We start from the raw sequence: 24,003 nt of genomic DNA on the forward strand, positions 1-24,003 counted from the left end.
CACCTCTACCGAGGGACTTTCGATAACTTTTGTCCTATTTGTGGCGTTGGTGACACGTGGGGTTACGCCATACCTTGCGCAGCGCCGCCACGCTCGTCGCCGCAGGATTCATTCTCCTGGGAGCGCCGGGCGCCGGACACGCCGACCCGGCCGCGGACCGGCAACGGTTGCTCGCCAACGCCTGGCAGGAGCTCGAGAGCGTCATCGAACGGTACAACGCCGTCCGTGACGACCTGCGGGCGACCAATGCACAGCTCGAGCGGGTCAACGCCCGGATGGGCCCGCTCCAGGCCCAGGTGGAGGCCGCGCAGCGAGCCGCCGCCGAGATCGCCGCGACGCTGTACCGCAGCGGCGCCGTCGGCAGCACGGCCGTGCTCATCGGCGCGGACTCACCCGAGACGCTGATGGATCAACTCGCCACACTCAACCACCTGGAACACCGCCGCACCGGCGCGTTGAAAGCCCTGAAACGCGCCGAGCACGATCTCGGGACACAGCGCGCCGAGCTGCAGACGCTGCGCGAACAACAATACGCGCAGCAACAAGAGCTCAGCACCCGGAAAGCGACGATCGAATCGCAGGTGAGAAGGCTACAGAACGGGCGGATCAGGACACCGCACGGTGCGCTGAACGATGGTTATCGTCCGGTTTTCACCAACGATCCGGCGGGACGGGCCGTCCAATTCGCGTATGCCCAGCTCGGCAAGGTCTACCAATGGGGTGCGGACGGACCGAATTCGTTCGACTGCTCGGGTCTGACCATGGCCGCCTGGAAAGCCGCGGGAGTCGTACTGCCCCACAACGCCGCCCGGCAGAAGAAGACGGTCACCCCGATCCGGCGCGAGGAACTGCGCCCCGGCGATCTCGTCTTCTACTACAAGGACGTCAGCCATGTGGGGTTGTACATCGGTGCCGGACGGGTCGTCGAGGCGCCACGAACGGGTGAGCGGATCTCGATGCGACTGCTCGACTATGCACCGATTGTCGGCTATGGCCGACCGAATTACGGCGGCTCATAAGATTGTTTGTGACCTAACGGCGGAGGTGTGAACGTCGGCTAGCCGACAGCATGAAGCGGACGCTGGGCTTCTACTTGACTGTTCCCGCGCATCCGCCCCCAGGAGTGCTGTCGATGAGGCGTTCCCGCCGCTCCCGCTTGGCAATGGGTCTTGCGCTCGCACTGGGCGTGCCGACCACCGTCGCATTCACTTCGCCGGAGGCCGCCACCGCGGTGACAACGCTTCCGAGCGGTTTCTCGGAACAGATCGTGCTTTCCGGGCTGGACCACCCGACCAAGCTGGTCTTCGCACCGGACGGCCGGGTGTTCGTCGCGGAAAAGGGCGGCACCATCAAGGTGTTCGACAGCCTCTCGGACCCGACCCCGACACTCTTCGCCGACCTCTCCGGCCGAGTCCACAACAACGAGGACAAGGGCCTGCTCGGCCTGGCGGTGCCGCCGAACTTCCCGTCGAACCCGTCGGTCTACGTGACGTACACCTGGACCCAGCCGATCGGCGGCGGCCTCGACATCGGCGACAGCTGCCCGACCCCCGGCACCGGCTGCATCGTCAGCGGCCGGCTGTCGAAGCTCACCGCCAACGGTGACACCTGGACGGGCACCGAACAGGTGCTCATCAACGACTGGTGCCAGCAGTTCGAGACCCACTCGATCGGCGACGTCGGGTTCGGCCCGGACGGCGCGCTGTACGTCAGCGGCGGCGACGGCGCGAGCCCGGTCTTCACCGACTGGGGCCAGCGGGGCAACCCGGTCAACCCGTGCGGCGACCCGCCGGGCGGCGTCGGCGCGGCACTCAGCCCGCCGACCGCCGAGGGCGGCGCGCTGCGCTCGCAGGACCTGCGCACCACGGGCGACCCGACCGGGCTGAGCGGCACGATGATCCGCATCGACCCGAACACGGGCGCGGCGAAGACCGACAACCCGATGTACAACGCCAGCACGGACGCGAACGCGCGCCGCATCGTGGCGTACGGCCTGCGCAACCCGTTCCGCTGGACGTTCAAGCCCGGCACCAGCGAGATCTGGATCGGCGACGTCGGCTGGCGGACCTGGGAGGAGATCAACCGGCTCGCCAACCCGCTGGCGACACCGGTGACGAACTTCGGCTGGCCCTGCTACGAGGGCAACAACCCCCAGCCCGGGTACCGTGACGCCGGCCTCGCGCTGTGCCAGTCGCTGTACAGCAACAACACGTCGACGGGCCCCGTCTACACGTACGGGCACCACCAGCAGGTCAACGCCAACGACGGCTGCCCGACGGGCGGTTCCAGCCCGACCGGCGTGGCCTTCTACCCGACGTCCGGCGGCAGCTACCCCGCGCAGTACCAGGGCGCGCTCTTCTGGGCCGACTACGCGCGCAACTGCATCTACGCGATGAAGACGACCAACGGCACGCCCGACCCGGCGAAGATCCAGACGTTCGCGCCGGGCGCGGCCGGCCCGGTCGACCTGGAGATCGGCCCTGGCGGCGACCTGTACTACGTCGACATCGACGGCGGCACGGTGCGGCGGATCAACTACAACGCCGGCAACCAGCCGCCGGTGGCCGTGATCGGCGCGGACAAGACCTCGGGCGCGCCGCCGCTAACCGTGCAGTTCAACTCGGCCGGCACGAGTGACCCGAACGCCGGCGACGTCCTGACGTACCAGTGGGACTTCACCAACGACGGCACGTGGGACGCGGTCGGTCCGTCGGCCTCGTTCACGTACAACTCGGCCGGCACCTACACCGCCCGGCTCCGTGTCACCGACGCCGGTGGCCTGTCCGACAGCAAGACGCTGCAGATCATGGTGGGCACCAGCGCACCGGTCCCGGTGATCGACACGCCCGCGGCGGGCGTCACGTGGGCGACCAACGACACGATCACCTTCACCGGCCACGCCACCGACGAGCAGGACGGCACCATCCCGGCGGCGAACCTGCACTGGCAGCTGATCCTGCAGCACTGCGCCGCACCGGACAACTGCCACCAGCACTACATCACCGACCTGAACGGGGCCTCGGGCTCGTTCATCGGGCCCGACCACGAGTACCCGTCCTACGTCGAACTGCGGCTGACGGCCACCGACAGCAGCGGCCTGAGCACGACCGTCACGCGGCGGGTCGACCCGAAGACGGTGAACATGACGTTCAACTCGGTTCCGGCCGGGCTCAACGTCACGGTCGGCTCGATCACCGGGGTCACGCCGTTCACCCAGACGGTCATCCAGAAGTCGACGCAGACCGTGTCCGCGCCCAGCCCGCAGACGCTCAACGGCACCTCGTACGCCTTCGACTCCTGGAGCAACGGGGGCGCGGCGACGCAGGTGATCACGGCCCCGGTGAGCAACACGACCTACACCGCCACCTACACGGCGACCGGTGGCGGGACGTGCTCGGACTCCTTCGGCTACGTGTGCACCACGCAGACGCGGACGTTCGTCAACGCCGACACGACGGTCCTGCCCCTCACCGGGGACGAGGGCGTGCAGCAGATCACCCTGCCGTTCCCGATCAAGTTGTACGGGCAGAGCTACACGACCGCCTGGGTCGACACGAACGGCCTGGTCAGCTTCGTCAACCCGAACGGCGCCGCCACGTGGCAGAACACCACGCTGCCCAACGCGGCACTGCCCAACGCGACGGTCTACGCGTTCCACGACGACCTGGTCGTCGACGGCAACGCGTCGATCAGAACCACCACCGTGGGCACGGCCCCGAACCGGCAGTTTGTCATCGAGTGGCGCAACCCCTACATCTACGGCAACACCAGCCGGCGCATCACCTTCGAGGCGATCCTCTCGGAGAAGGGCGACGTGATCACCAACTACGCGAGCCTGGACAACGACTTCGAGAAGGGCAGCGGGGCCACGATCGGCATCGAGAACGCCGACGGTACGGTCGCCCTCGCGTACTCGGTGAACACGCCGAAGCTGCAGTCGGGCCGCGCGGTGGTCTTCACCGCGCCGGGCGGCGGCTCGGACCCGCCGCCTGCGCCGACCACCGGAACGATCTCCGGGACGGTCACGGTGGAAGGCGGGGGCGCGGTCTCCGGCGCTTCGGTCACCGTCTCCCCCGGCGGCCTCTCGGCCATCACCGGTGGTTCCGGCGGCTACTCGTTCAGTGACGTGCTGTACGGCACATACACCGTCACGGCGTCCTACAACGGGCAGTCCGCGTCCACATCGGTCACGCTGAGTTCGTCCTCGAAGACGGTCAACCTGACCGTGCCCGCCGCGCCACCCACGCCACCGCCCGGCTCCTACACGATCTCGACGCTGACCGCGCCGCTCGTGGCCGCGGAGACCACCGTGCTGCCGCTGACCGGTGACGACAACATCTTGCAGGTCACGCTGCCGCTGCCGGTGAAGTTGTACGGCGAGACGTACACCACCGCGTGGGTCGACACGAACGGCAAGGTGTCGTTCGTGAACCCGGGCACGACGTACGTCGAGCACTCGGCCCTGCCGTCCCCCGCCGTGCCGAACGCCACCGTCTACCCGTTCTGGGACGATCTCGTGGTCGACTCGTCGGCCTCGGTGCGCATGGCGACCGTCGACGGCTCGGTGGTGATCGAGTGGCGCAACCCGTACATCTACGGCAACGGCGTGCACAACCGCATCTCGTTCTCGGTGGCGTTCGCGCCCGACGGGACGATCACGATGTACTACGCCAGCCTGGACAACGCGATCGAGCAGGGCAGCGGGGCGACGGTGGGCGTGGAGAACGCGACCGGTACTGACGCCGCGCAGTTCTCCTACAACCAAGCGTCACTGGCGACGGGCAAGGCTGTGCGGTTCACGCCCTGATGTGTCATACCCGGTTGCTAGCTTCTGGGTGTGCGTCAGGAAGCGTCTGTTGTTCTGAAGAAGCTCGCTGGTCCTTCCGCTGAGTTGCGGGAGGACCAGTGGATAGCCATCGAGGCCCTGGTCGGCCGGCATCGCCGGGTGCTGTGCGTGCAGCGCACCGGCTGGGGCAAGTCCGCGGTCTACTTCGTGGCGACCGCGCTGCTGCGCGCCCGCGGCGCCGGCCCGACCGTGATCGTGTCGCCGCTGCTCGCCCTGATGCGCAACCAGGTCGACGCCGCCGCGCGGGCCGGCATCACCGCTCGCACGATCAACTCCGCCAACCTGGAGGAGTGGGACGAGATCACCGCGGAGATCACGGCCGGCGCCGTCGACGTGCTGCTGGTGAGCCCCGAGCGGCTCAACAACCCCGACTTCCGTGACAACGTCCTGCCCAAGCTCGCCGCCACCACCGGCCTGCTGGTCGTCGACGAGGCGCACTGCGTCTCCGACTGGGGCCACGACTTCCGCCCCGACTACCGGCGGCTGCGCACCCTGCTGCTCGACCTGGCCCCCGGCACGCCGGTGCTCGCGACCACCGCGACCGCCAACGCCCGGGTCACGGAGGACGTGGCCGAGCAACTCGGCGACGCCCTGGTGCTGCGCGGCTCCCTCGACCGCGAGTCGCTGCGGCTGGGCTCGCTCACACTCCCCTCGGCCGCACACCGGCTCGCCTGGCTCGCCGACCACCTGCGGGACCTGCCGGGCTCCGGGATCATCTACACGCTGACCGTCGCCGGCGCACACGAGGCGGCCGCCTACCTGCGCGGCCAGGGCTACGAGGTGGCGGCCTACACGGGCCAGTCCGAGGACAGCGACCGCCGCGCCGCCGAGGCCGACCTCCTCGACAACCGGATCAAGGCGCTCGTCGCGACATCGGCGCTCGGCATGGGCTTCGACAAGCCCGACCTCGGTTTTGTGGTGCACCTGGGCGCCCCGTCCTCCCCGATTGCGTACTACCAGCAGGTGGGCCGCGCGGGCCGGGCCGTGCGCAAGGCCGACGTGCTCCTGCTTCCAGGCACCGAGGACGCCGCCATCTGGCGATACTTCGCGTCGCTGGCCTTCCCGCCGGAGGAGCAGGTGCGTGCCGTCCTCGACGTGCTCGCCGCCGCCGACCGCCCGCTGTCCACGGCCGCCCTGGAGCCCCGGGTCGAGCTGCGCCGCAACCGGCTGGAGCTGATGCTGAAGGTCCTCGACGTCGACGGCGCGGTCCGGCGGGTGCGCGGCGGCTGGGAGTCGACCGGCCTCACGTGGGAGCACGACACGGCGCGCTATGCGCGGATCTCCGAGGCCCGCGCGGCGGAGCAGGAGTCGATGCGGCAGTATGCGGCGCTGACGTCGTGCCGGATGGAATACCTGCGCTCGCTGCTCGACGACCCGGCGGCGACCCCGTGCGGGCGCTGCGACAACTGCGCCGGGGCCTGGTATTCGACCGAGGTGTCGGGCGACGCGCTCGCAAGCGCCCGGGCACACCTGGGCCGGGCCGGCGTCGAGATCGCTCCGCGTCGCATGTGGCCGACGGGCCTGTCCGCCATCGGCGTGTCGTTGTCGGGCAAGATCCCGGCCGGCGAGCAGGCCCTGCCGGGCCGCGCGATCGGCCGGCTCAGCGACCTGGGCTGGGGCGACAAGCTCCGCCGCCTGCTGGCCTCCCCCGACGGCCCGGTCCCCGACGACGTCTTCGCGGGCGTGGTCGCCACCCTGGCCGAGTGGGCGAAGGGCGAGGACCGCTGGCCCGAGCGCCCGGCCGGTGTTGTGGTGGTCGGCTCGCACAGCACCCCACGGCTGGTCGAGTCGCTGGGCGAGCGAATCGCCGAAGTCGGCCGCCTGCCCCTCCTCGGCACGGTCACCCCGAGCGCCTCGGCGGACGCGGCTTCACGCACGAACAGCGCCCAGCGCGTCCGCGCCCTGCACGCCGCCTTCACGGTCCCTCCGTCGCTCGCGTCCCGCCTGCCCACGCTGACCGGCCCGGTGCTGCTGGTCGACGACCTGGTCGACAGCGGCTGGACCATGGCGATCGTCGCCCGCCTGCTCCGCCAGTCCGGCGCCCCGGCCGTCCTCCCGTTCGCGCTGGCCTTGTCCGCCTGACACCGGCTCCCAGACGCACAGCTCGTCCCGGCTACTGCACGCGGCACCCGCCCGACCGCACCTACTCGTGGGGCGCTTGGCCGGCCACGCGGCTCGCCCTGGCCGCACCGCGGCGACTGACCGCCAGCCGCTCGCCAGACCAGCCGCTCAGCAGTCCGGGCGCTTGGTTGGCTGCTGGCTTGCCGGCCGAGCGGTCGTCGGCCGCGCCAGAAGTTGACCTTGGTCGGTTTTGGTGGCCCTGGGCACGGAAATCGACCAAGGTCAAGACTCACTGGCGCGTTACTCATGATCGCGAAGACTTTGTGCTGCCATAGAGCCTGTTGCGCAATTCGCTGAGACAGCATTGGCGGCCCAACTACTGCCTTTGAGGAACTCGGCTTCGAGCCGTACTTTCTCCGCGACGGCTACGCCGAATGGCGGCTCGGCGACGATCTGGACGAGCTCGGCCTGATCGATAGCCGGTACCGCCCGGCGGGCGTGGCGTCCGGCCAGGGCGGCGTCGTCCTCTACTGGCACGTCGACGACGTGCACGGCATGTTCGAGCGGCTGCTGGCCCTGGGTGCGACCGAGCACGAGCGCCCGCAGGACCGCGGCTCGGGCTTCGTGACCGCCACGGTCGTCGACCCGTTTCGGCAACTTGCTGAGCGTCATGCACAACCCGCACTACGCCGAGATCCAGGCCGCGAGGGACTGGCGATGAGCGACCCCGCGGGTTGCGGCGTGGAGCAAAATTGTGTCTACTAGATACAGTATCTGGCGGACGCGGTTTATCGAGTTTTATCAGGGTGTGGCGGCGGACCCGGCTCCGCAGTGCCGGACTTCGCCGACTCGTCGCCGCCCTCCGCGCCATCCGCCGTTGGCCGTCCGGGAACGGCCGCAAGGAAGGACTGTCCACATGGAAGAGAAGCCACTGCTGCGGCACCCGATCTCTCGACGCGGCGCGCTCGCGGCGGGGATCGGTGCCGCAGTCGGTGCCGTCAGCCTGGGCCCGTCGACGCCAGCCGTCGCCACGCCCAGACCGACTGATGACGGTGATCTGATCGCGCTGACCCATGTGACGGTCATCGACGCCACCGGCGCCCCGCCCCGGCCGGACATGACCGTGCTCGTCCGGGGCGGACGGATCGCCACGCTGGGCAGAAGTTCCGAGGTTCCAGTCCCCGTTGGCACAAGGACCGTGGATCTGGCGGGAAAGTTCGTCATCCCCGGGCTGTGCGACATGCATGTCCACTCCCTCTTCCCGGAGGGGATCCTTCCCCAGTTGTATATCGCCACCGGAGTCACCACGGTTCGCGAGATGATGGGCCTCCCTTGGGTCCATCAATGGCGGGATCAGATCGAGACAGGCGACCTGATCGGGCCGCGATGGGTCATCGGCAGCCACATCCTCGACGGCAAGCCGTCAATCTGGTCCGGCAACGACGCCGGCCTCTACGAGGAGATCATCAGCGCGCGGCAAGCGCATAACGCAGTACGCCAAGCCAAGCTCGACGGCGCCGACTTCATCAAGATCTACAGCCGGCTCAACCGCCAGAGCCTCCACGCCATCGCCAACGAGGCTCGGCGGGAACGAATCCCGTTCGCCGGCCACATGCCGGACATCGTCCCGATCATCGAGGCCGCCAGGGCTGGGCAACGCAGCTTCGAGCACCTCTTCCCGGCGCTACTCGGAGCATCTGGCTCGGAAGCAGAAGTCCGCCGAATGCTCGCCGCCATTACGCTCGCGGGCGATGGCAACGGTCATCGCGACTGGTTCCAGGGGATCCACGCTGCGGAATGGCTTGCGGCCAACACATACAACCCACGCCGAGCCGCCGACGTCTACGCCCAGTTGAAGCGCGAGCAAGTCGCGGTGACACCAACCATGATCATGCACCGTACTACGGACCTGCCCGATGACATCGTTCCCGACCACGAACGGCTGAAGTACCTGCCGCCCGGAACGCTGGAGACTTGGAAACTCCAACTGGAGAGCACCTTCGTGAACGGGCGCACTCCGCAAAAGTCCGCCCAATACCGGGTTCTGTTCCAACACCGGCTTCGGGTTCTCAACGAGATGCACCGAGCCGGTGTCCAGATCCTGGTCGGCACTGATGCCAGCGGAGCCCCTTTCGGCTACCCAGGCTTCGCGGTACACGACGAATTGGCGCTGCTCGTATCGGCAGGATTCACTCCGATGGAGGCACTGCAAGCAGCGACCCGCGAGCCGGCCCGCTACCTCGGCCTACAGCACTCACTGGGAACCGTCCGCCAAGGCCACCTCGCCGATCTCGTGATCCTGGACGCCAACCCTCTCCACGACATCCGCAATACTCAGAGGATCCACGCGCTGATGCTCCGTGGCCGATTCGTCTCCTCCACCGAACGACAGCGCATGCTTGCCGACATCGAGGCCGTGGCCCGCACGACATCGACAATGTCAGCAACCACGGGGTGCTGCGGCTGACACAGCCAGTTTGACGTCCCGCGGCGCACCGGGGTGTCACGCGCCACAGGCGGCATGTGCCGACGTCGCTCTGTAACTGCCTCGACCCGGTAACTGATCTCGGCGATAGCGCGGCTGTTGCGGGTTCCCCCACCCGCACTGATCGCTAGCGGGCGCGTTGTGTGATAAGGATGTCGAGGCCGTCGAGGATCCGCTCCAGACCGAACTCGAACGCCTGGTCGTGCCCGCCGTCGGTGGCCGCTGTGGCCATCGTCGCGACCAGTGCCGGGAAGCGGTCGCCGTGACGGCGGAGCTGCTCGCCGATCATCGCTGCGATGTCCTCTTCGGGTTGCCGACCCACCATGGACTGCTGGGCGATCGAGCGGGCATGCCCGGCGAGCACCGCGATCGCGTCGAGCCGCTCGCTTCCGGTCAGGTTGGTCGCGGTCAGGATGCTCACCGCGCGCTCCATCCAGCCCAGTTCGTTGGGGCCGACGGGACGGGGGCCGAGGAGCGCCTCCAGCGTCCAGGTATGCCGCAGGTATGCCGCGAGCAGGTGGTGGGCCCACTCCTTCAGACCAACCCGCCAGCCGGTCGTGCTGATGTCTGGTGGCTCACCGATGGCGCGCTCGACCATGAGAGCCACGAGCTCCGCCTTGCCCGCCACGTATCGATAGAGGGACATCTTGGTGAAGCCCAGGTCGTCGGCGACCCGCTGCATGGTGACGGCCCCGAGTCCTTCGGCGTCGGCGATCGCGATCCCGGCGTCGGCGATGTGCTTGAGGCTCAGTGCCGGTTTGGGACCGCGGGTCGGCTGCGCGCGGCCGTCCCACAGGAAGTCGAGCCTCACCTGTCCTCCACGGAGGTCTTGTGATTGTTCAAAACTGTCTCTACGGTACGCAGTAATAATGGTGTCCGTCGCCCGGGTAGCGCCAGGGGCTCTGGCTGCGGCCAGCCTGGCAGGCGCGTGGGTTTCACAGCCGGCAGCAGGCGCCAGGCGGTCGGGTCCGAGGCTACCGGACGGACCGAACAAGTCCGCCTAGTGCAACGTTCCTCAAAGGCAGTACACGATCTTGTGGCGGAGTGTGCGGTTGGGTGGTGGTGGCCGTCCCCACGCCCAGGGGCGGGCATGGGAGTTGAGCTGCGTCGTTGCGGTGTCTACGGCGTAGGCGATCTCGACGCCCGTCGATACCCTCGGCGTTGAACCGGGCCAACCGTTCCCGCACCGCCTGCATGTGACAGCCCAACCGCGCGGCGATCGTGCTGGCGCGCTGCCCGCCCCAACTCGCCGCGACCGTCCTCGCCCGCACGACCCATTCCGCCGGCCCATGCCTGGCCCCGGCCAGCCTGCGGACCTTGCACCCCTCCTCCGCATCGACCGGAGGACGCGCGTACAGCAACTTCGGCATGACAGATCGCCCCCCGCATCCCACCGCAGGGCACCGATGACCTACACCCCCAAAGAGGAACTGAGCATTAGTCGACCAGGCGCAGGGCGACTGTCGGGGCGTCCAGCAGGACTGACGCGGGCTCGGAACCGACCACGGTCTGGAGGCGGTGGTCGCCGACCACCAACTCGACGCCCGTGTACAGCTCCACCGAGTCCCATCCGTCCAGTTTGTACGACTTGCGGTACAAACGCTCGGTCTCCTCCTTGATGTCGGGCGCCGAGCGCTTCCAGATGACCGTGCCGTTGTCGCTGGTGTCGGTCACCACCAGGCGGTCGCCGTCCACCGCCAGCTTCACATGCTCCTTGGCGATCCACGCCGCTGCGGCCTCGTGCAGCCAGGAGCCCACGGAGACGTCCTCAGGATCGGCGGGCTCGCGGCCGACCACCACCGGGTGCTCGGAGCTCACCACGAACCTGCGCCGCGCCAGGTCCTCCACCACCACCGCCACCGCGAAGGCCGGCGGGCGGAGGCCCACGTCCTTGAGCGGCTCGCCGTGGCGGGGGCAGGCGGGAACGCCGGCGCGCATCCTCGGCACCGGCTGGCCGATCCTGCGGAACCGGCCGAACGCGGGGCAGTCGGGCTCGCTGCACTGCCACTCGCGGGCCATCAGCGCGGCACCGACGCCGCTCGGCTCGGCCCTGGTGAAGCGGCGGCGCACCACCCGGGTGCGGCCGAAGCGCTGGGAGCCGCGAGCCTTGAACGACTGCAGCCCGGCCTTGCCGTCCGAAGCCGCATCAGCCGGCGGGGGGCCGGCGGCATCCGCCGAAGTCGAAGAATCCGAAGGAGACGGAGCAGCCGAAGAAGACGGGGAAGAGGCGTCGGACGCGGAGGAATCCGCCGGTGACTCATCAGGGGAGGCGTCCGCCGTGGGCGGGTCGACCGGGATGATCGGCAGCGTCGCCTTGCCCATGATCACCAGGCGTTCCTTGCCGTCCTTGGGCGGAACGGGCTCACCAGCGGGGCTGAGCACCGCGCCCCCGGCCCGCGGGATCAGCCGGAGGATCCGCTCGGGGCTGTCGGTCAGCCAGGGGAACCGTGTGGCGTACTGCGGCACGTCCCGTACCACAATCAGGGGAAGCCCGGTGAAATCGGCGATCTCGACGGGTCGGTCGGCCACCACCGGCGTGACCTCGATCAGGCCGTCGTCGGCCCAGCGGCCCAGGACCATGCGCTCCTTCGACGTCAGCGCCGACTCGGAGAGCACCTCGCGGCCCACCACCGGATAGAGCATGGCGCCCGCGTCGATCAGGTAGCGACTCAGCGCATCGATCACCATGCCCAGACGCAGCAGGTTGATCGGCCGACCCCCGTCGAGGGTCATGAACCTGGCCACCTCCGCCAGGTCCACCACGGCCTGAGCGAGCGTGACGTCAGTCGTCAGCCGCTGCTCGATCGTGTCCATGACCCGGCTGACCTCGAACCGCACGGCGCCTCCTACCTTCCGACCCCGACACCCTATGGGCAGTCGGCCCGCCAGAGGACCGGACGCCACGAGGATCAGGACTTGTGTACCAGGCAGGAAGGTTGCACGCCATAACCTACAAACGGACGATCACCCTACGAAAAGGATTCAGTCCTCGTCGTCCTGGTACTTCTCCTTGGGCTTCTTCGGGCCCTTGCCGGAGGAGTCGCCCGACAAACCCTTCGATGAGCTGCTCGAAGAACCACCCCGAAGAACCACCCGAAGTGGGCGCCCGGGTGACCACCGCGGCCGCGGCAGGCCGTCGGGCCGCTCCGCAGCTCTGTGTTGCCCAGATTCACATCAGTCACACCAGCATCCCGACCCGCTCCGCGGGACGTGCACGCTCGTCGACGGGAACCGCGCCGAGGGCGCCCAGCAGGGAAAGAACGGGCTCGATCTTCTCGTACAGCAGCAGGACGACGTCGCCGGGCCGGGCCAGCGCCAGCGCGGCGGGCACCGCCTCCTCGACGGTGCGAACGTCGACGCAGGTCGTGGCCGGCGCGACGCGCAACAACTCGTCGCGCAGGATGGCCGGCACCTCTCCGGGCGAGCGCCCCCGCCGATCGGCGTCCTCGTAGAGCACCACACGCTGGAACCGCGCGGCGATCACCCGTGCCGACTCGCGCAGCAGGTCGTCGCGGCGGTCGCCGGGCAGTGTGATCGTGGCCACTGCCCGCTCGCAGCCCCAGACCCGCTGGACCAGGTCGCTCACGGCGTCGAGGGCGGCGGGGTTGTGCGCGTAGTCCACCAGGACGTGCACCCCTCCCACCCGCAGCAGCGTCCCGCGGCCCGGGTTCTCGGCGCCGCCGAAGGACCGCAGCCGCTCGGCGAGGCGGGCGGTGGCGACCCCGAGGGACCGCGCGGCGGCGGCCGCGGCGAGGGCGTTGGCGACGAGGTGCCGGGCGGCGCCGCCGAACCCGCCGCCGAGCTCCTTCACGGCGAGCAGCGGCACCCAGCGCTGGTCGGCGAGCTCGACCAGCCAGCCGTCGGCCAGGAGGTACGCGCGTCCGCCGCTGTCCCAGTGCTGCCGTACGAGCGGGTTGCGCGGGTCCAGGCTGCACCACACGATCTCGCGGCCGGGAAACGTCAGCTGCCGGCTGCGCGGGTCGTCGGCGTTGAGGACAACGGCGCCGCCCTCCCGGACCCGCTCGGCGACGACCGACTTCAGGTCGACGAGGTCCTCGATACTCTCGATGCCGTCCTGGCCCAGGTGGTCGCAGGCGAGGTTGGTGATGACGCCGACGTCGCTCCAGTCGTAGCCGAGGCCCTGCCGTACCAGCCCGCCCCGAGCGGTCTCCAGGACGGCGGCGTCGACGGTCGGGTCGCTGAGCACGACCCGGGCCGACCGGGGGCCGGTGGCGTCGGCGCGCTGCACGGTCCGGCCGCCGATCGCGATGCCGTCGGTGGTGGTGACGCCGACCCGCAGGCCGGCACCGGCGAGCAGGTGCGCGGTCAGCCTGGCGACCGTGGTCTTGCCGTTGGTACCGGTGATCGCCACGATCGGGATCCGCGACGGGGCGCCCGGCGGGAAGAGCGCGTCGACGATCGCTCCTCCGACGTCGTTCCGCGACCCCAGGTGCATGCGCAGGCCGGGCGCGGCGTTGACCTCGATCACTCCGCCGCCCGCCGCCGTGCCCGCCGGCGGGAGGTCGGCCTCGATGTCCGGCAGCCGCAGGTCGATCCCGGCGACGTCGAGCCCGACGAGCCCGGAGACGCGGCGGCACAGGTCGGCGACGGACGGGTGGACGCGGTCGGTGACATCGACGCTCGTACCGCCGGTGGAGAGGTTCGCGTTGTCGCGCAACCACACGATCTGCCCCTCGGCCGGCACGTCGGCGACGGACAGGCCCTGCCGGCGCAGCAGCGTGGCGGCCACGTCGTCGACGGCCAGGCGGGTCAGCTCGCGGGCGTGGCCGACGCCGCGGCGCGGATCCTCGTTGGCGCGGGCGACCAGCCCTTCGACGTCGTTGACACCGTCGCCGACGACGTGCGCGGCGACCCGTTCGGCGGCGGCGATGATCTGCCCGCCGACCGTGAGCACCCGGTAGTCGCGGCCGGTGAGTTGCTGCTCGACCACGACGTCGCCGCCGTCGGCGCCGGCGGCCTCGAACGCTGCGCGTACCGCGTCCGGAGTGTCGACGCCCAGGAAGACGTGCTGGCCCTGGCGGCCGGCCCGCGGCTTGACGACCACCGGCGGGCCCAGCTCGGCGAAGAGGTCCAGTGCCTCGGCCACGGTGGCTGCGGGGCCGCCCCGCGGCACCGGGACGCCGGCCTCGTCGAGCAGGCGGCGGGTCAGCTCCTTGTCACCGGCGATGTCGACGCCGATCGCGGAGGTCTGGTCGGTCAGCGCCGCCCAGACGAGGCGGCGGTGCCGGCCGTACCCCAGGCGCAGCAGGCTGAGCTCGCCGACCCGCTCGACGGGGATGTCACGGCGGCGGCCCGCTTCGGCGATCGCGGCGGTGCTCGGTCCGGGTTTTTCGCGTTCGTACCGGCGGCGCAGCGCCTCCAGCGCCTCCCCGTACACCGGCTCGCGGCCCTCGACGACGGCGAGGACCACGTCGACGGCGAGCGCCAGCAGCCGTTCGGCGAGGTCGGAGTCGAGCGGCTCGTCGACGGGGCATTCGGTGATCACGTCGTATTCGCCCGGGGTGCCGGTGCCCTCGGTACGGCCGAAGTTGACCTCCCGCCCGATCCGGTTGGACAGCTCGATGGCCACGTGCTCCGCGGTGTGGCCGAAATAGGTGCCCCCGTGCAGGCGCTTGACGAACCCGCCCGGTGCGCCGAAGGCGCAGTGGTGGTCGGCCAGGCCGGGCAGCAGCGTGAGCAAGCGCTCGGGGAAGCCCTCGACGTCGCAGGTCTCCCGCTCGGTGAGCTCTTCGAGGAGGACCCGGGTGACCTGGACGGGCCGGGCGAGGTACCGGTTGGGCCCCCGCAACCGGCGGCTGCTGTCAATGCGCATGGTCTTCTTCCGATCTCTTCACGGGCGTCCGCTCGGTGAGGTTGAACAGGTGACCGGCGGGCAGAACGTGCAGCTGGACGCCCCACAGGGCGATCGGGCCGCCGGGCACCGTGTCCGGCGAGGGGCAGCTGATCGCGCGGGCGGGTCCGGCGTCGATGACCGTGACGGCCCCGGCGCCGAGTACCTCGAAGACGTCTCCCTCGACGAGGATGGCGGTGTTCTCGTCGATGCCGAGACCGAGCTCGTGCGGAAACATGGCGATGGCGCTGAGCAGCCGGTTGAGCCGTCCGCGCTCGGCGAAGTGCATGTCGATGAGCACGCCGGGCAGGAACTCCATGCCCGGCCCGGTCAGCACGCTGGACGTCGAGACGGAGGCGATGCTGCCCCCGAGGATCATGGTGCTGGACATCATGGCGGCGCCTGCGCTGGTACCGGCGAGGATCATGCCGTCGGCGAGCCGGGAGTGCAACGCCGAGTCGACTTTCGAACCGCCGACGACGGTGGTGATCCGCAGCTGGTCACCACCTGTGAAGAAGACCCCGGTGGCGCGTTCGATGGCGGACACGGCAAGATCACCGTTGGCGTCCTCGCGGCTCTCGAGCCGCAACGGCGTGACCCGTTCGACGCCGAGGCGGTGGAACACTTCGCCGTATTCTTTTTCGCGCTGGGCCGGGCTTTCGCTCGCCGTGGCGATCACGACGATGTGCGCTTCGGTGCCACCGGCGAGCAGCACGAAGCGCTCGAGGATGGCATCGTCACCAGCGTCATGACTCTCCGCACCGCCGATGACGAGCAGCTTTCCCGGCATCCCACCTCCACACCCCCTTCATCTTGCGGTTCGCCGGAACGCCGCGCTGGCATTCGCCCGAACTCCGGCACGGAGATCTACAAGGCCGCACCCACCCGCTCCCCAGCACAACGCGGCCGGCGAGACCGAACCGGGTTCGACCCGGCAGGCACCCGGCACGGCCAGCAGACGACACAGCGCGCGGCCAGCGAACGCTGATGAACGGCGGGCAGTTCGGTCGCCGCGGGCGGCTGGCTACGGCGCGCGGTTCGGTCGCCGCGACCGGCCGGCAGCGACACAGCACGGGCAGCACGGCACGGGCAGCACGGTGCGGTGCGGGCGGCGCGGCGCGGGCGGCGCGGGCGGCGCGGCGCGGCGCGGCGCGGGCGGCGCGGTGCGGGCGGCGCGGCGCGGGCGGCGCGAACGGCGGGCCGGGCTACGGGGCGCGGGCAACGCGGGCGGCGCACGGCAGGGGTCGCTGCTGATCGCGCCGCAGCCGGGCGGCGGGCTCACATCGGCGGCGACGTCGTACGAGACGCGGTTCGGCCGGGCGGTCAGCGACTGGTCGATCTCGGCCGGTGCGCTGACGCTGTGGGCGACGGTGCCGACAGGCACCTCGGCGACGGTCAAGGTCCCGGCGGGTCCGGGCACGTACTACGTCCCGGCCGGCTCGTACACGTTCACCGCCGCGGCCCCGTCGTGCGGGACGGCCGTGCTCCGCGCTCGGCCCGACCCGGGTTGCTTGATCATCGGAAACATCTGGCTGTCCAGGCAACCCGAAGTTTCCCTTGATCTACCAACCGTAACCGCACCACCCAGCCAGGCCCAACCGCCACACCCGTGATCGCGAACGGATCGCGATCACGACCACAAGCCGGGCCGGAGCACGCGGGTCCGGTCCGGGTCGGGATCGCCGGGCACCGCGGGCAGAACACGGGTCTCGTCGGCAGCGGCGGCCGGTAACGCGCCGTCGAGGCCCCTGCCTCGCGCCGCGCTCCGTTCCTCCACGGCCCGCGCGTCTGCCAACGCGGCCGCCAGGGCCGCGTTGATCCGCGTGCCGCCGCGCTTGAAGCCGAGCTCCTTGCGGGCCTCCTCGACCACCTGCTCCTCGGTGCGCAGCAGGGTGTCCGACTCGATCCAGCGGATCAGGTCGACGAGCAGCGCGTGCGGGTACTCCCCGATCGGCCGGCCCGGCGCGAACACCGGCCGGGGCAGCGCACGCGTGTCGTCCGCCGGTGGCGCATCCTCGACCGGCGGTCGCAGCACCACGGTCGGCTCGTCGGTGCGCTTCGCGTCGGCGGCGGCCACCGCCTCGTCGAACGCCGCCCGCGCCCGTGAGGTCTCCGCCACCGGGTCGGCGAACCAGTCCGTCGACCAGATCCGGTGGAACCGCCAGCCCAGCCGTTCCAGCTGTTCCTGCCGCAGCCGGTCCCGGTCGCGGGCGGTGCAGGAGGAGTGGTACGTCGCGCCGTCGGTCTCGATCGCCAGGACCATCTCCTCGGGGCGCTGGGGGTGCGCGCAGGCGAAGTCGATGAAGTACCCGGCCACGCCGAACTGCGGGGTCACCGGGATGCCGGCCGCGGTGAGCCGCTCCCGCGCGTCCTGCTCGAACGCGTTCAGCGCCGGCCGGTCCACGGCCGCCGACCCGAGCGAGGTGCCGCCGGACTCCGCGTACTCGAGGTACGAGCGGAGCAGCCGCACGCCGTCGGCGGCGCTGCGGGCCGGGTCCATGTCGGCCGCGGTGAACGAGCTGACCAGCGTCATCCGCCGCCGCGCACGGGTGACGGCCACGTTGAGCCGCCGCTCGCCGCCGGGCAGCAGCAGCGGACCGAAGCGGTAGAGCAGCCGGCCGGCCGAGTTCTTGCCGTAGCCGATCGACAGGATCACCGCGTCGCGCTCGTCCCCCTGGACCCGCTCGAGGTTCTTGACGAAAAACGGCTCACCGGCGGTCTCGCTGAAGAACGCGTGCAGTTCGGAGCGGGCGGACAGCGCCTTGCGCAGGGCCAGGTCGATCCGCTCGGCGTGGGTGATGCCCATGGTGATGACGCCGAGGGACTCGTTGGGCCGCAGCTGCGCGTGCTGCAGCACCAGCTCAACGACCCGCTGGACCTCGGCGTCGACGCTCTCGCCGTCGCTGAACCCGGCGACGTGGACGTGCTGGAGCGAGCCGGTGCCGGCGATGCCGGGGAAGGTGACCAGTGAACGGTCGTAGATGTGCGCGTTGGAGAACCCGATCAGCCGGTCGTCCTGGCTGCGGTAGTGCCAGCGCAGCAGGTACGCCGGCAGCAGCGCGGTCAGCACGTCGAGGATCGACTCGAAGCCGGACGTCAGGGACAGGTCGATGGAGCCGTCGGCGTTGACGCCGAGCGGGTCGGCGGCCGCGCCCTCCTCCGCCGCGGTGAAGAACGACGTGGGTGGCAGCTGGTGCTCGTCACCGGCGACCACGACTTGGCGCGCCCGCAGCAGGGCCGGCACCGCGTCGGCCGGGGTCACCTGGCTGGCCTCGTCGAAGACGACCACGTCGAAGAGGTCGGCCTGGGCCGGCAGCAGCTGCGAGACGACGAGCGGGCTCATCGCCCAGCACGGCCGCAGCGCGGTGAGCATGTGCGGCGCGGCGGCGAACAGCTGACGGATCGGCAGGTGGCGGCGCTTGAGGTTGGCCTGGTGCTCGACGAGGCGGCTCTCGTCCGGGTGCTCGTCGCGGGTGCGCGTGATGTGCTCGGCGACGGCGCGCAGGACCCGGGTCGCGGTCGCGTCGATGTGCCGCCGGTCGGCGTCGCGAAACTCGACGACGGTCCGCGCGTGCAGCGGCCCGTCGAAGGCGCCGATGCGCGGGTCGGTGAAGTTGAGGTGTTGGAGGATCGAGGCGTTCCAGCAGGCGTCGAAGACCGCGCCGGTGAGGTCGGCGTCGGGGCGGCGGCTCTGCAGGTCGGCCACCAGCGGGTCGAGGCCGAGCGCGGTGAACGCGGCGCCCAACTCGTTGAGCCGGGGCATGCGCCGCAGCGTGCGCTCGTCGCCGGCAAGTCCGGCGAGCACACGACCCAGCCGGTCGAGGTCCATCGACGCGAGGGGGATGCGAGGCACGTACCTCGAGAGCTGCGCGACGGCCCGGTCCAGCTGGTCGAAGGCGGCCCGGGCACGGCCGAGCTCGGCGGGCAGGCGCGGCAGCCCGCCGTCAACGGCCAGCCGGGACCACTGATCCCGCTGGGCGAGCGCGGCCGAGAGCCCGGTGAAGAGCTGCTGCCGGCTCGGCGTGCCGGGGCCGCGCCAGAGCGCCGCCGCCTGCTTGCGCATGCGACGCCGGGCGAGCCAGCCGGTGTCGGTGCCGGGCCGGCCGGCGTGCTCGCGCCGCCATGCCCGGTCGGCGGCCGACGCGATGTGCAGTGGCAGGTCGGAGCGGAACACGTCCTCGCGGAACTGGGCGAAGGTCGCCGCGACCGCGTCGAGGAAGGCGAAGCGCTGCTGCCAGCCGGCGAGGTCGGCGGGCGTGTGCAGGCCGGTGCCGTCCTGCACGTACCGCAGCGCCGGGCGCGCCGCGGGCAACGTCTGCTCGGCGAGCCGCTCGGCCAGGTCGAACGCCGTCTCCGCGTCCTGCGGTGTGCGCACTTCGGCGCCGATCCAGCCGGACTCCTGCCCGCTCAGCGTGAACCCGCCGAGCGTCGCGTAGTCGCGCAACTGCTCGCGGACCCGCCGCGCGGTCGCCCCGTCGAGCGCGGTGAGGGCCTGTCCACGCAGCCGGACCGCGGTCACCGGCCACACCACCGAGGAGAGCGCCATCAGGGTGTTCTGGCACTGGTACGCGCTGATGCCCCACGGTTCGCGAACGCGGTGCAGCGCGTCGTCATGGTCGTTGAGCGTGGCCCGGCGGGCGGCGAGCGTCTCGTGCAGCACGCCGAGGTCCGGCTGGGCGATGCGGGCGGCGGAGTCGAAGGCGGCCTTGAGATCGGCGGCGACCTTGCGCCGCGAGGTCGTGCCGTCGTGCACGTCCATCACGAGGTTGCCCAGGCCGCGCCGGTTGAGCCGGTCGGTGACGGCGGTGATCGCGGCCCGCTTCTCGGCGACGAAGAGCACCCGCTTGCCCCGCGCGACGAGCGACGCGATGAGATTGGCGATGGTCTGGCTCTTGCCGGTGCCGGGCGGGCCCTTGATGACACTGTGCTGCCCGGCCAGCACGGCGTTGATGGCAAAGTTCTGGGACGAGTCGGCGTCGAGGACCAGGAACTCGTCCTCCGGCGGGATCAGGTCGGGATCGCGCAGTTCGATGCCGGTGACCGGACGCAGCGCCGACTGGGCCATACGGTCGCCCGCGATCGCGGCGATGACGTCGTGGCCGACGAGCACCGGCGCGGCGACCCGCAGATCGGTGACCATCGGCAGTTTCGCGTAGGAGAACGTGCCGAGCACGAAGCGCGGGTTGACCGCAAAACCGTGGGCCCTGCCGGAGGTCTCCTTGACGAGCCGCTCGTAGAGCGGCTGCGGGTCGAACCCCGCGGTGTAACTGACCAGTTCCTCGAGCTCGTCGGCGTCGACCCGGACCCCGAAGTCCTCTTCGAGCCGCTGCAGCAGCGTGGGGTTGAGTTCGAGGTCGCCGGCGAGGGTGACGTCGAAGTCGTCCTCGGCGGCGCCACGGGCGTGCAGCACGGCGGACCGCAGCAGCACGGGCGCGGCCGGCGCGGCACCTCCCCCGGCCGGGACGCTCCAGGTGGCGCTGCCGATGGCCGCGAAGCAGGTCTCGATGCCCCGCTCCTCGGCGAGCTCCCGGGCCTTGTTCCGGATCGTGCGGGCTCGCTTGACCGCGGCGGCATGCTGCTCGCGCTCCGGGAAGAGCTGGCCGAGCGGCATGGTGCGCCCGCCGAGCAGCGCCTCGACCGCGACCCGCTCGGCCCCCGAGAGGTCGAGGGTGCCGGCCTTGAGGTCGCGATAGTAGAGCAGCGTGTTGCGCCCGCCCAGGTCGATGAGCTGCGACCGCCACCGCCGCGCGGCGGCCTGGACGAGTTCCGCCCGGGAGTCGCTGGTCGTGGTGTCCTCCACGGCTGGAGGGTAGCGCCACCTCGCCCACCCCCGCCCACTCCGCACGCGTTGATCTTGCAGTTGCGGCGCCTCGAGACTCCCACGATGTCCGGGTTTACGGTGCACCACAACTGCAAGATCAGCATAAGGCTATCGACCGGTGTCTTTACTGTTAAGAAAGTTGACGGTAGCCTCCCAGCAGGGCGCCCAACCCCCTTCTACCCGAGGCAGGAACCCATCGTGAGACTGCGAATCGGGGTGATCGCGGCTGCCCTGGCGACGGCCGCGGCCACCGTCATCATCGCTACACCGGCCTTCGCGGCACCCGCCACCGCGAGCTTCGTGCGGACCTCGAGCTGGGGCACCGGCTACGAAGCGAAGTACACGATCACCAACGGCACCACCTCGACGATCAACGGCTGGACGGTCGCCTTCGACCTGCCCTCCGGCACCGCGATCAGCTCGTCGTGGGACGCCAACCGGACCGGCACGACGGGCCGCGTCACGTTCACCAACTCGTGGAACGGCACCATCCCGCCCGGCGGCACGGCCAGCTTCGGCTTCGTGGCCAGCGGCAACGGCGACCCGGCCAACTGCACGTTCAACGGCGCCTCGTGCGCCGGCGGCACCAACCCGGGCACGCCGTCCGCCCCGACGAACCTCCAGGTCACCGCGACCACGAACACCAGCCTCGCGCTGGCGTGGAGCGGCTCGTCCGGCACCGTCACGGGCTACCGCGTCTACGAGGGCACCGCGGTGCGCGCCACCCTCACCGGCACGACCACCACGATCTCCGGGCTGGCGGCCGGCTCGACGCACACGTACACGGTCAAGGCCTACAACGCGCAGGGTGAGTCCGCCGCGTCGAACAGCGTCACCGCCACCACGACGGGCGGAACCACCAACCCGCCGAGCGGCTGGCAGGCGGCCCCGTACCTGTACCAGTGGGGCGACCAGCCGAACCCGCAGACCGTACAGGCGGCGACCGGCATCCGCTGGTTCACGCTGGCGTTCGTGCTCTCCGGTGGCGGCTGCACCCCGGCATGGGACGGCAACCGCCCGCTGACCGGCGGCATCGACCAGACCGTGATCAACCAGGTCCGCGCGGGCGGCGGCGACGTCATCCCGTCGTTCGGCGGCTGGAGCGGCAACAAGCTCGGCCCGAACTGCTCCACCCCGCAGGCTCTGGCCAACGCGTACCAGCAGGTCATCAACACGTACAACCTCAAGGCCATCGACATCGACATCGAGAACACGGACGAGTTCGAGAACGACACCGTGCGCAACCGGATCGTCGACGCACTGAAGATCGTCAAGCAGAACAACCCGAACCTCAAGACGATCATCACGTTCGGCACCTCGACGACCGGCCCCGGCTACTACGCCCAGCAGCTCATCACGCGGGCCGCGCAGACCGGCGCGAACATCGACGTGTTCACCATCATGCCGTTCGACTTCGGCGGCGGCGCCAACATGTACCAGAGCACCGTCAGCGCCTCCGAGGGCCTGAAGAACACGCTGAAGTCGGCGTTCGGCTGGGATGACGCCACGGCCTACCGGCACATGGGCATCTCGGGCATGAACGGCCTGTCCGACCAGCAGGAGCTGACCTCGGTCGCGTACTGGCAGCAGATCCGCGACTACGCCCAGACGAACCACCTGGCGCGCCTGGCGTTCTGGTCCGTCAACCGCGACCGTCCGTGCCCCGGCGGCGGCGTGGTCTCCAACTGCAGCGGCATCGCCCAGAACAACTGGCAGTTCACCCAGATCACGGCCAGCTTCACCGGCTGATCCGGCCCGGGCCGCCCTCGGGTCGCCCCGGACCTGCGTTGATCTTGCAGTTGTGGTGCCCCACAAACCCGGACATCGTGAAAGTGTCCCGGCACCACAACTGCAAGATCGCGCGTGGGACAGGCGAGGACAGGGCACTACAGGGCCAGGCTGCGGCGGTCCGGGTGGCGGCCCAGCCAGGCCGAGTAGCGGTCGTTCTTGCGCACCGCGTCCGCGTACGACTCGATCGCATAGGCCCAGACCTGCCCGGCGACGTCGGCCGCCGGGCCGTCCGGGAGCCAGCCGATCATCTGCCGCCAGTGCAGCGGCGCGCCCATGATGGGCACCGCCACCAGGCCGGCCATCGGGCGCAGCGTCGCCTGGCACAGGCCGACGGCGTCGCCGGACTCGATCAGGTCGATCGCGCCCCGCACCTCGGTCTCGAACAGCACCTTGGGCGTGAACCCCGCCCGTGCGCAGGCCGCCGCGTGGCAGGCCGAGAAGCAGCCGTCGCCCGGTGCGGCGACCCACTGCGCATCGGCGAGCTCCGCCAGGTCCACCTCATCGCGGTCGGCGAGCGTGTGGCCCCCGGGCAGCAGCAGGAACACCGGGTCGGCGGCGACGACCCGCCAGGCCAGGCCGGTGTCGGTCGCGGGCGGCGCGTCACCGCAGGCGCCCACCAGCACGAAGTCCAGCTTGCCGGCCAGCACCATGTCGCCGAGCTCCGCCGCCGACCACGACGCGTGGGTGCTCACCTGCGCGCCCGGGTGGTTGGTGGTGAGGCGGTGGACGAGCCCGCCGAGGATCGGGCCGTTGACCGCGCCGATCCGGTAGCGTCCCGCCGTCCCTGCCGTGCTGGCCAGCCGGGTCGCCTCGTCCTGCAGGCCCTTCACCGCGGGCAGCAACACCCTGGCCCGGGCCAGCACCAGCTCACCGAGCGGGGTCGCCCGCGCGCCGCGCCGGTCACGCTCGAACAGCACGCCACCGAGCGCCCGCTCGATGCGCTGCAGCTGCGCCGTCAGCGCCGGCTGGGCGAGCCCGAGAACCGACGCCGCCTTGGTGACGCTGCCGGCGTCGGCGATCGCACATACGACCCTCAGGTGCCGCAGCTCCAGATCCATACAGAGACGGTAGGGCGTCGGCGGGGCAGGCAGAAGACCTCAAGGCATCGAGAGTTGCCGTTTTCGCATCTCGACACACCATCGAAACAT

14 protein-coding genes are annotated in these 24,003 nt (G+C 70.6%); 6 read left to right on the top strand and 8 right to left on the bottom strand.

Annotated features, from left to right (window positions below; all coding sequences use genetic code 11):
* Positions 1–74 precede the first annotated feature (74 nt).
* The 3 genes from Dfulv_RS44700 to Dfulv_RS44710 all read left to right on the top strand — a co-directional run bounded on the left by Dfulv_RS44700 (position 75) and on the right by Dfulv_RS44710 (position 6,928).
* Positions 75–1,019, top strand: a complete 945-nt coding sequence (locus tag Dfulv_RS44700) for a C40 family peptidase (RefSeq protein WP_259859866.1) — start codon at positions 75–77, stop codon at positions 1,017–1,019.
* 113 nt (positions 1,020–1,132) lie between these two features.
* Positions 1,133–4,807 (top strand): PQQ-dependent sugar dehydrogenase, encoded by a 3,675-nt coding sequence (locus Dfulv_RS44705; RefSeq protein ID WP_259859867.1) that lies wholly within the window; start codon positions 1,133–1,135, stop codon positions 4,805–4,807.
* Between the two features lie 24 nt (positions 4,808–4,831).
* Positions 4,832–6,928 (top strand): DEAD/DEAH box helicase, encoded by a 2,097-nt coding sequence (locus tag Dfulv_RS44710; protein WP_259869483.1) that lies wholly within the window; start codon positions 4,832–4,834, stop codon positions 6,926–6,928.
* Positions 6,929–7,207: 279 nt separating this feature from the next.
* Here Dfulv_RS44710 and Dfulv_RS44715 read toward each other — a convergent pair whose 3' ends face one another.
* Complete coding sequence (locus Dfulv_RS44715; RefSeq protein ID WP_259859868.1) at positions 7,208–7,579, bottom strand: hypothetical protein; 372 nt, start codon at positions 7,577–7,579, stop codon at positions 7,208–7,210.
* Positions 7,580–7,823: 244 nt separating this feature from the next.
* Here Dfulv_RS44715 and Dfulv_RS44720 point away from each other — a divergent pair, with 244 nt between their 5' ends.
* A complete protein-coding gene (locus Dfulv_RS44720; RefSeq protein WP_259859869.1) occupies positions 7,824–9,374 on the top strand; it encodes an amidohydrolase family protein in 1,551 nt (516 codons plus the stop codon).
* 145 nt (positions 9,375–9,519) lie between these two features.
* On the opposite strand, the gene Dfulv_RS44725 is transcribed toward Dfulv_RS44720, so the two are convergent.
* The 5 genes from Dfulv_RS44725 to Dfulv_RS44740 form a co-directional block, all read right to left on the bottom strand.
* Positions 9,520–10,203: a TetR/AcrR family transcriptional regulator gene (locus tag Dfulv_RS44725; protein WP_259859870.1), complete on the bottom strand. Its 684-nt coding sequence runs from the start codon at positions 10,201–10,203 to the stop codon at positions 9,520–9,522.
* 163 nt (positions 10,204–10,366) lie between these two features.
* On the bottom strand, positions 10,367–10,762 hold the full coding sequence (locus Dfulv_RS49015) for a helix-turn-helix domain-containing protein (RefSeq protein ID WP_406567886.1): 396 nt from the start codon (positions 10,760–10,762) through the stop codon (positions 10,367–10,369).
* Positions 10,763–10,829: 67 nt separating this feature from the next.
* Positions 10,830–12,230, bottom strand: a complete 1,401-nt coding sequence (locus Dfulv_RS44730; protein ID WP_259859871.1) for a hypothetical protein — start codon at positions 12,228–12,230, stop codon at positions 10,830–10,832.
* 340 nt (positions 12,231–12,570) lie between these two features.
* Entirely contained in the window at positions 12,571–15,225 is a 2,655-nt protein-coding gene (cphA, locus tag Dfulv_RS44735; RefSeq protein ID WP_259859872.1) for a cyanophycin synthetase, read from the bottom strand.
* A complete protein-coding gene (locus Dfulv_RS44740; RefSeq protein WP_259859873.1) occupies positions 15,215–16,033 on the bottom strand; it encodes a cyanophycinase in 819 nt (272 codons plus the stop codon). The genes cphA and Dfulv_RS44740 overlap by 11 nt, the downstream gene beginning before the upstream one ends.
* Before the next feature lie 307 nt (positions 16,034–16,340).
* On the opposite strand from Dfulv_RS44740, the gene Dfulv_RS44745 reads away from it, so the two are divergent.
* Positions 16,341–16,856, top strand: coding sequence for an alpha-L-rhamnosidase C-terminal domain-containing protein (locus tag Dfulv_RS44745; RefSeq protein ID WP_259859874.1), 516 nt, complete (start codon positions 16,341–16,343; stop codon positions 16,854–16,856).
* 17 nt (positions 16,857–16,873) lie between these two features.
* Here the strand turns inward: Dfulv_RS44745 and Dfulv_RS44750 are convergent, their stop codons facing one another.
* Positions 16,874–21,043, bottom strand: a complete 4,170-nt coding sequence (locus tag Dfulv_RS44750) for an AAA domain-containing protein (protein ID WP_259859875.1) — start codon at positions 21,041–21,043, stop codon at positions 16,874–16,876.
* 219 nt (positions 21,044–21,262) lie between these two features.
* On the opposite strand from Dfulv_RS44750, the gene Dfulv_RS44755 reads away from it, so the two are divergent.
* Positions 21,263–22,813, top strand: a complete 1,551-nt coding sequence (locus Dfulv_RS44755; protein ID WP_259859876.1) for a cellulose binding domain-containing protein — start codon at positions 21,263–21,265, stop codon at positions 22,811–22,813.
* Between the two features lie 137 nt (positions 22,814–22,950).
* On the opposite strand, the gene Dfulv_RS44760 is transcribed toward Dfulv_RS44755, so the two are convergent.
* On the bottom strand, positions 22,951–23,913 hold the full coding sequence (locus Dfulv_RS44760) for a LysR family transcriptional regulator (protein ID WP_259859877.1): 963 nt from the start codon (positions 23,911–23,913) through the stop codon (positions 22,951–22,953).
* Positions 23,914–24,003 lie beyond the last annotated feature (90 nt).

Origin of the sequence: Dactylosporangium fulvum (assembly GCF_025137375.1) — a bacterium.
Classification (GTDB): Bacteria; Actinomycetota; Actinomycetes; order Mycobacteriales; family Micromonosporaceae; genus Dactylosporangium; species Dactylosporangium fulvum.

Excerpts from the sequence above, each read along its gene's own strand:
- Dfulv_RS44705 (WP_259859867.1), top strand. The coding sequence starts at position 1,133 with ATGAGGCGTTCCCGCCGCTCCCGCTTGGCAATGGGTCTTGCGCTCGCA.
- Dfulv_RS44715 (WP_259859868.1), bottom strand. The coding sequence starts at position 7,579 with ATGACGCTCAGCAAGTTGCCGAAACGGGTCGACGACCGTGGCGGTCAC.
- Dfulv_RS44720 (WP_259859869.1), top strand. The coding sequence starts at position 7,824 with ATGGAAGAGAAGCCACTGCTGCGGCACCCGATCTCTCGACGCGGCGCG.
- Dfulv_RS49015 (WP_406567886.1), bottom strand. The coding sequence starts at position 10,762 with ATGCCGAAGTTGCTGTACGCGCGTCCTCCGGTCGATGCGGAGGAGGGG.
- cphA (WP_259859872.1), bottom strand. The coding sequence starts at position 15,225 with ATGCGCATTGACAGCAGCCGCCGGTTGCGGGGGCCCAACCGGTACCTC.
- Dfulv_RS44740 (WP_259859873.1), bottom strand. The coding sequence starts at position 16,033 with ATGCCGGGAAAGCTGCTCGTCATCGGCGGTGCGGAGAGTCATGACGCT.
- Dfulv_RS44760 (WP_259859877.1), bottom strand. The coding sequence starts at position 23,913 with ATGGATCTGGAGCTGCGGCACCTGAGGGTCGTATGTGCGATCGCCGAC.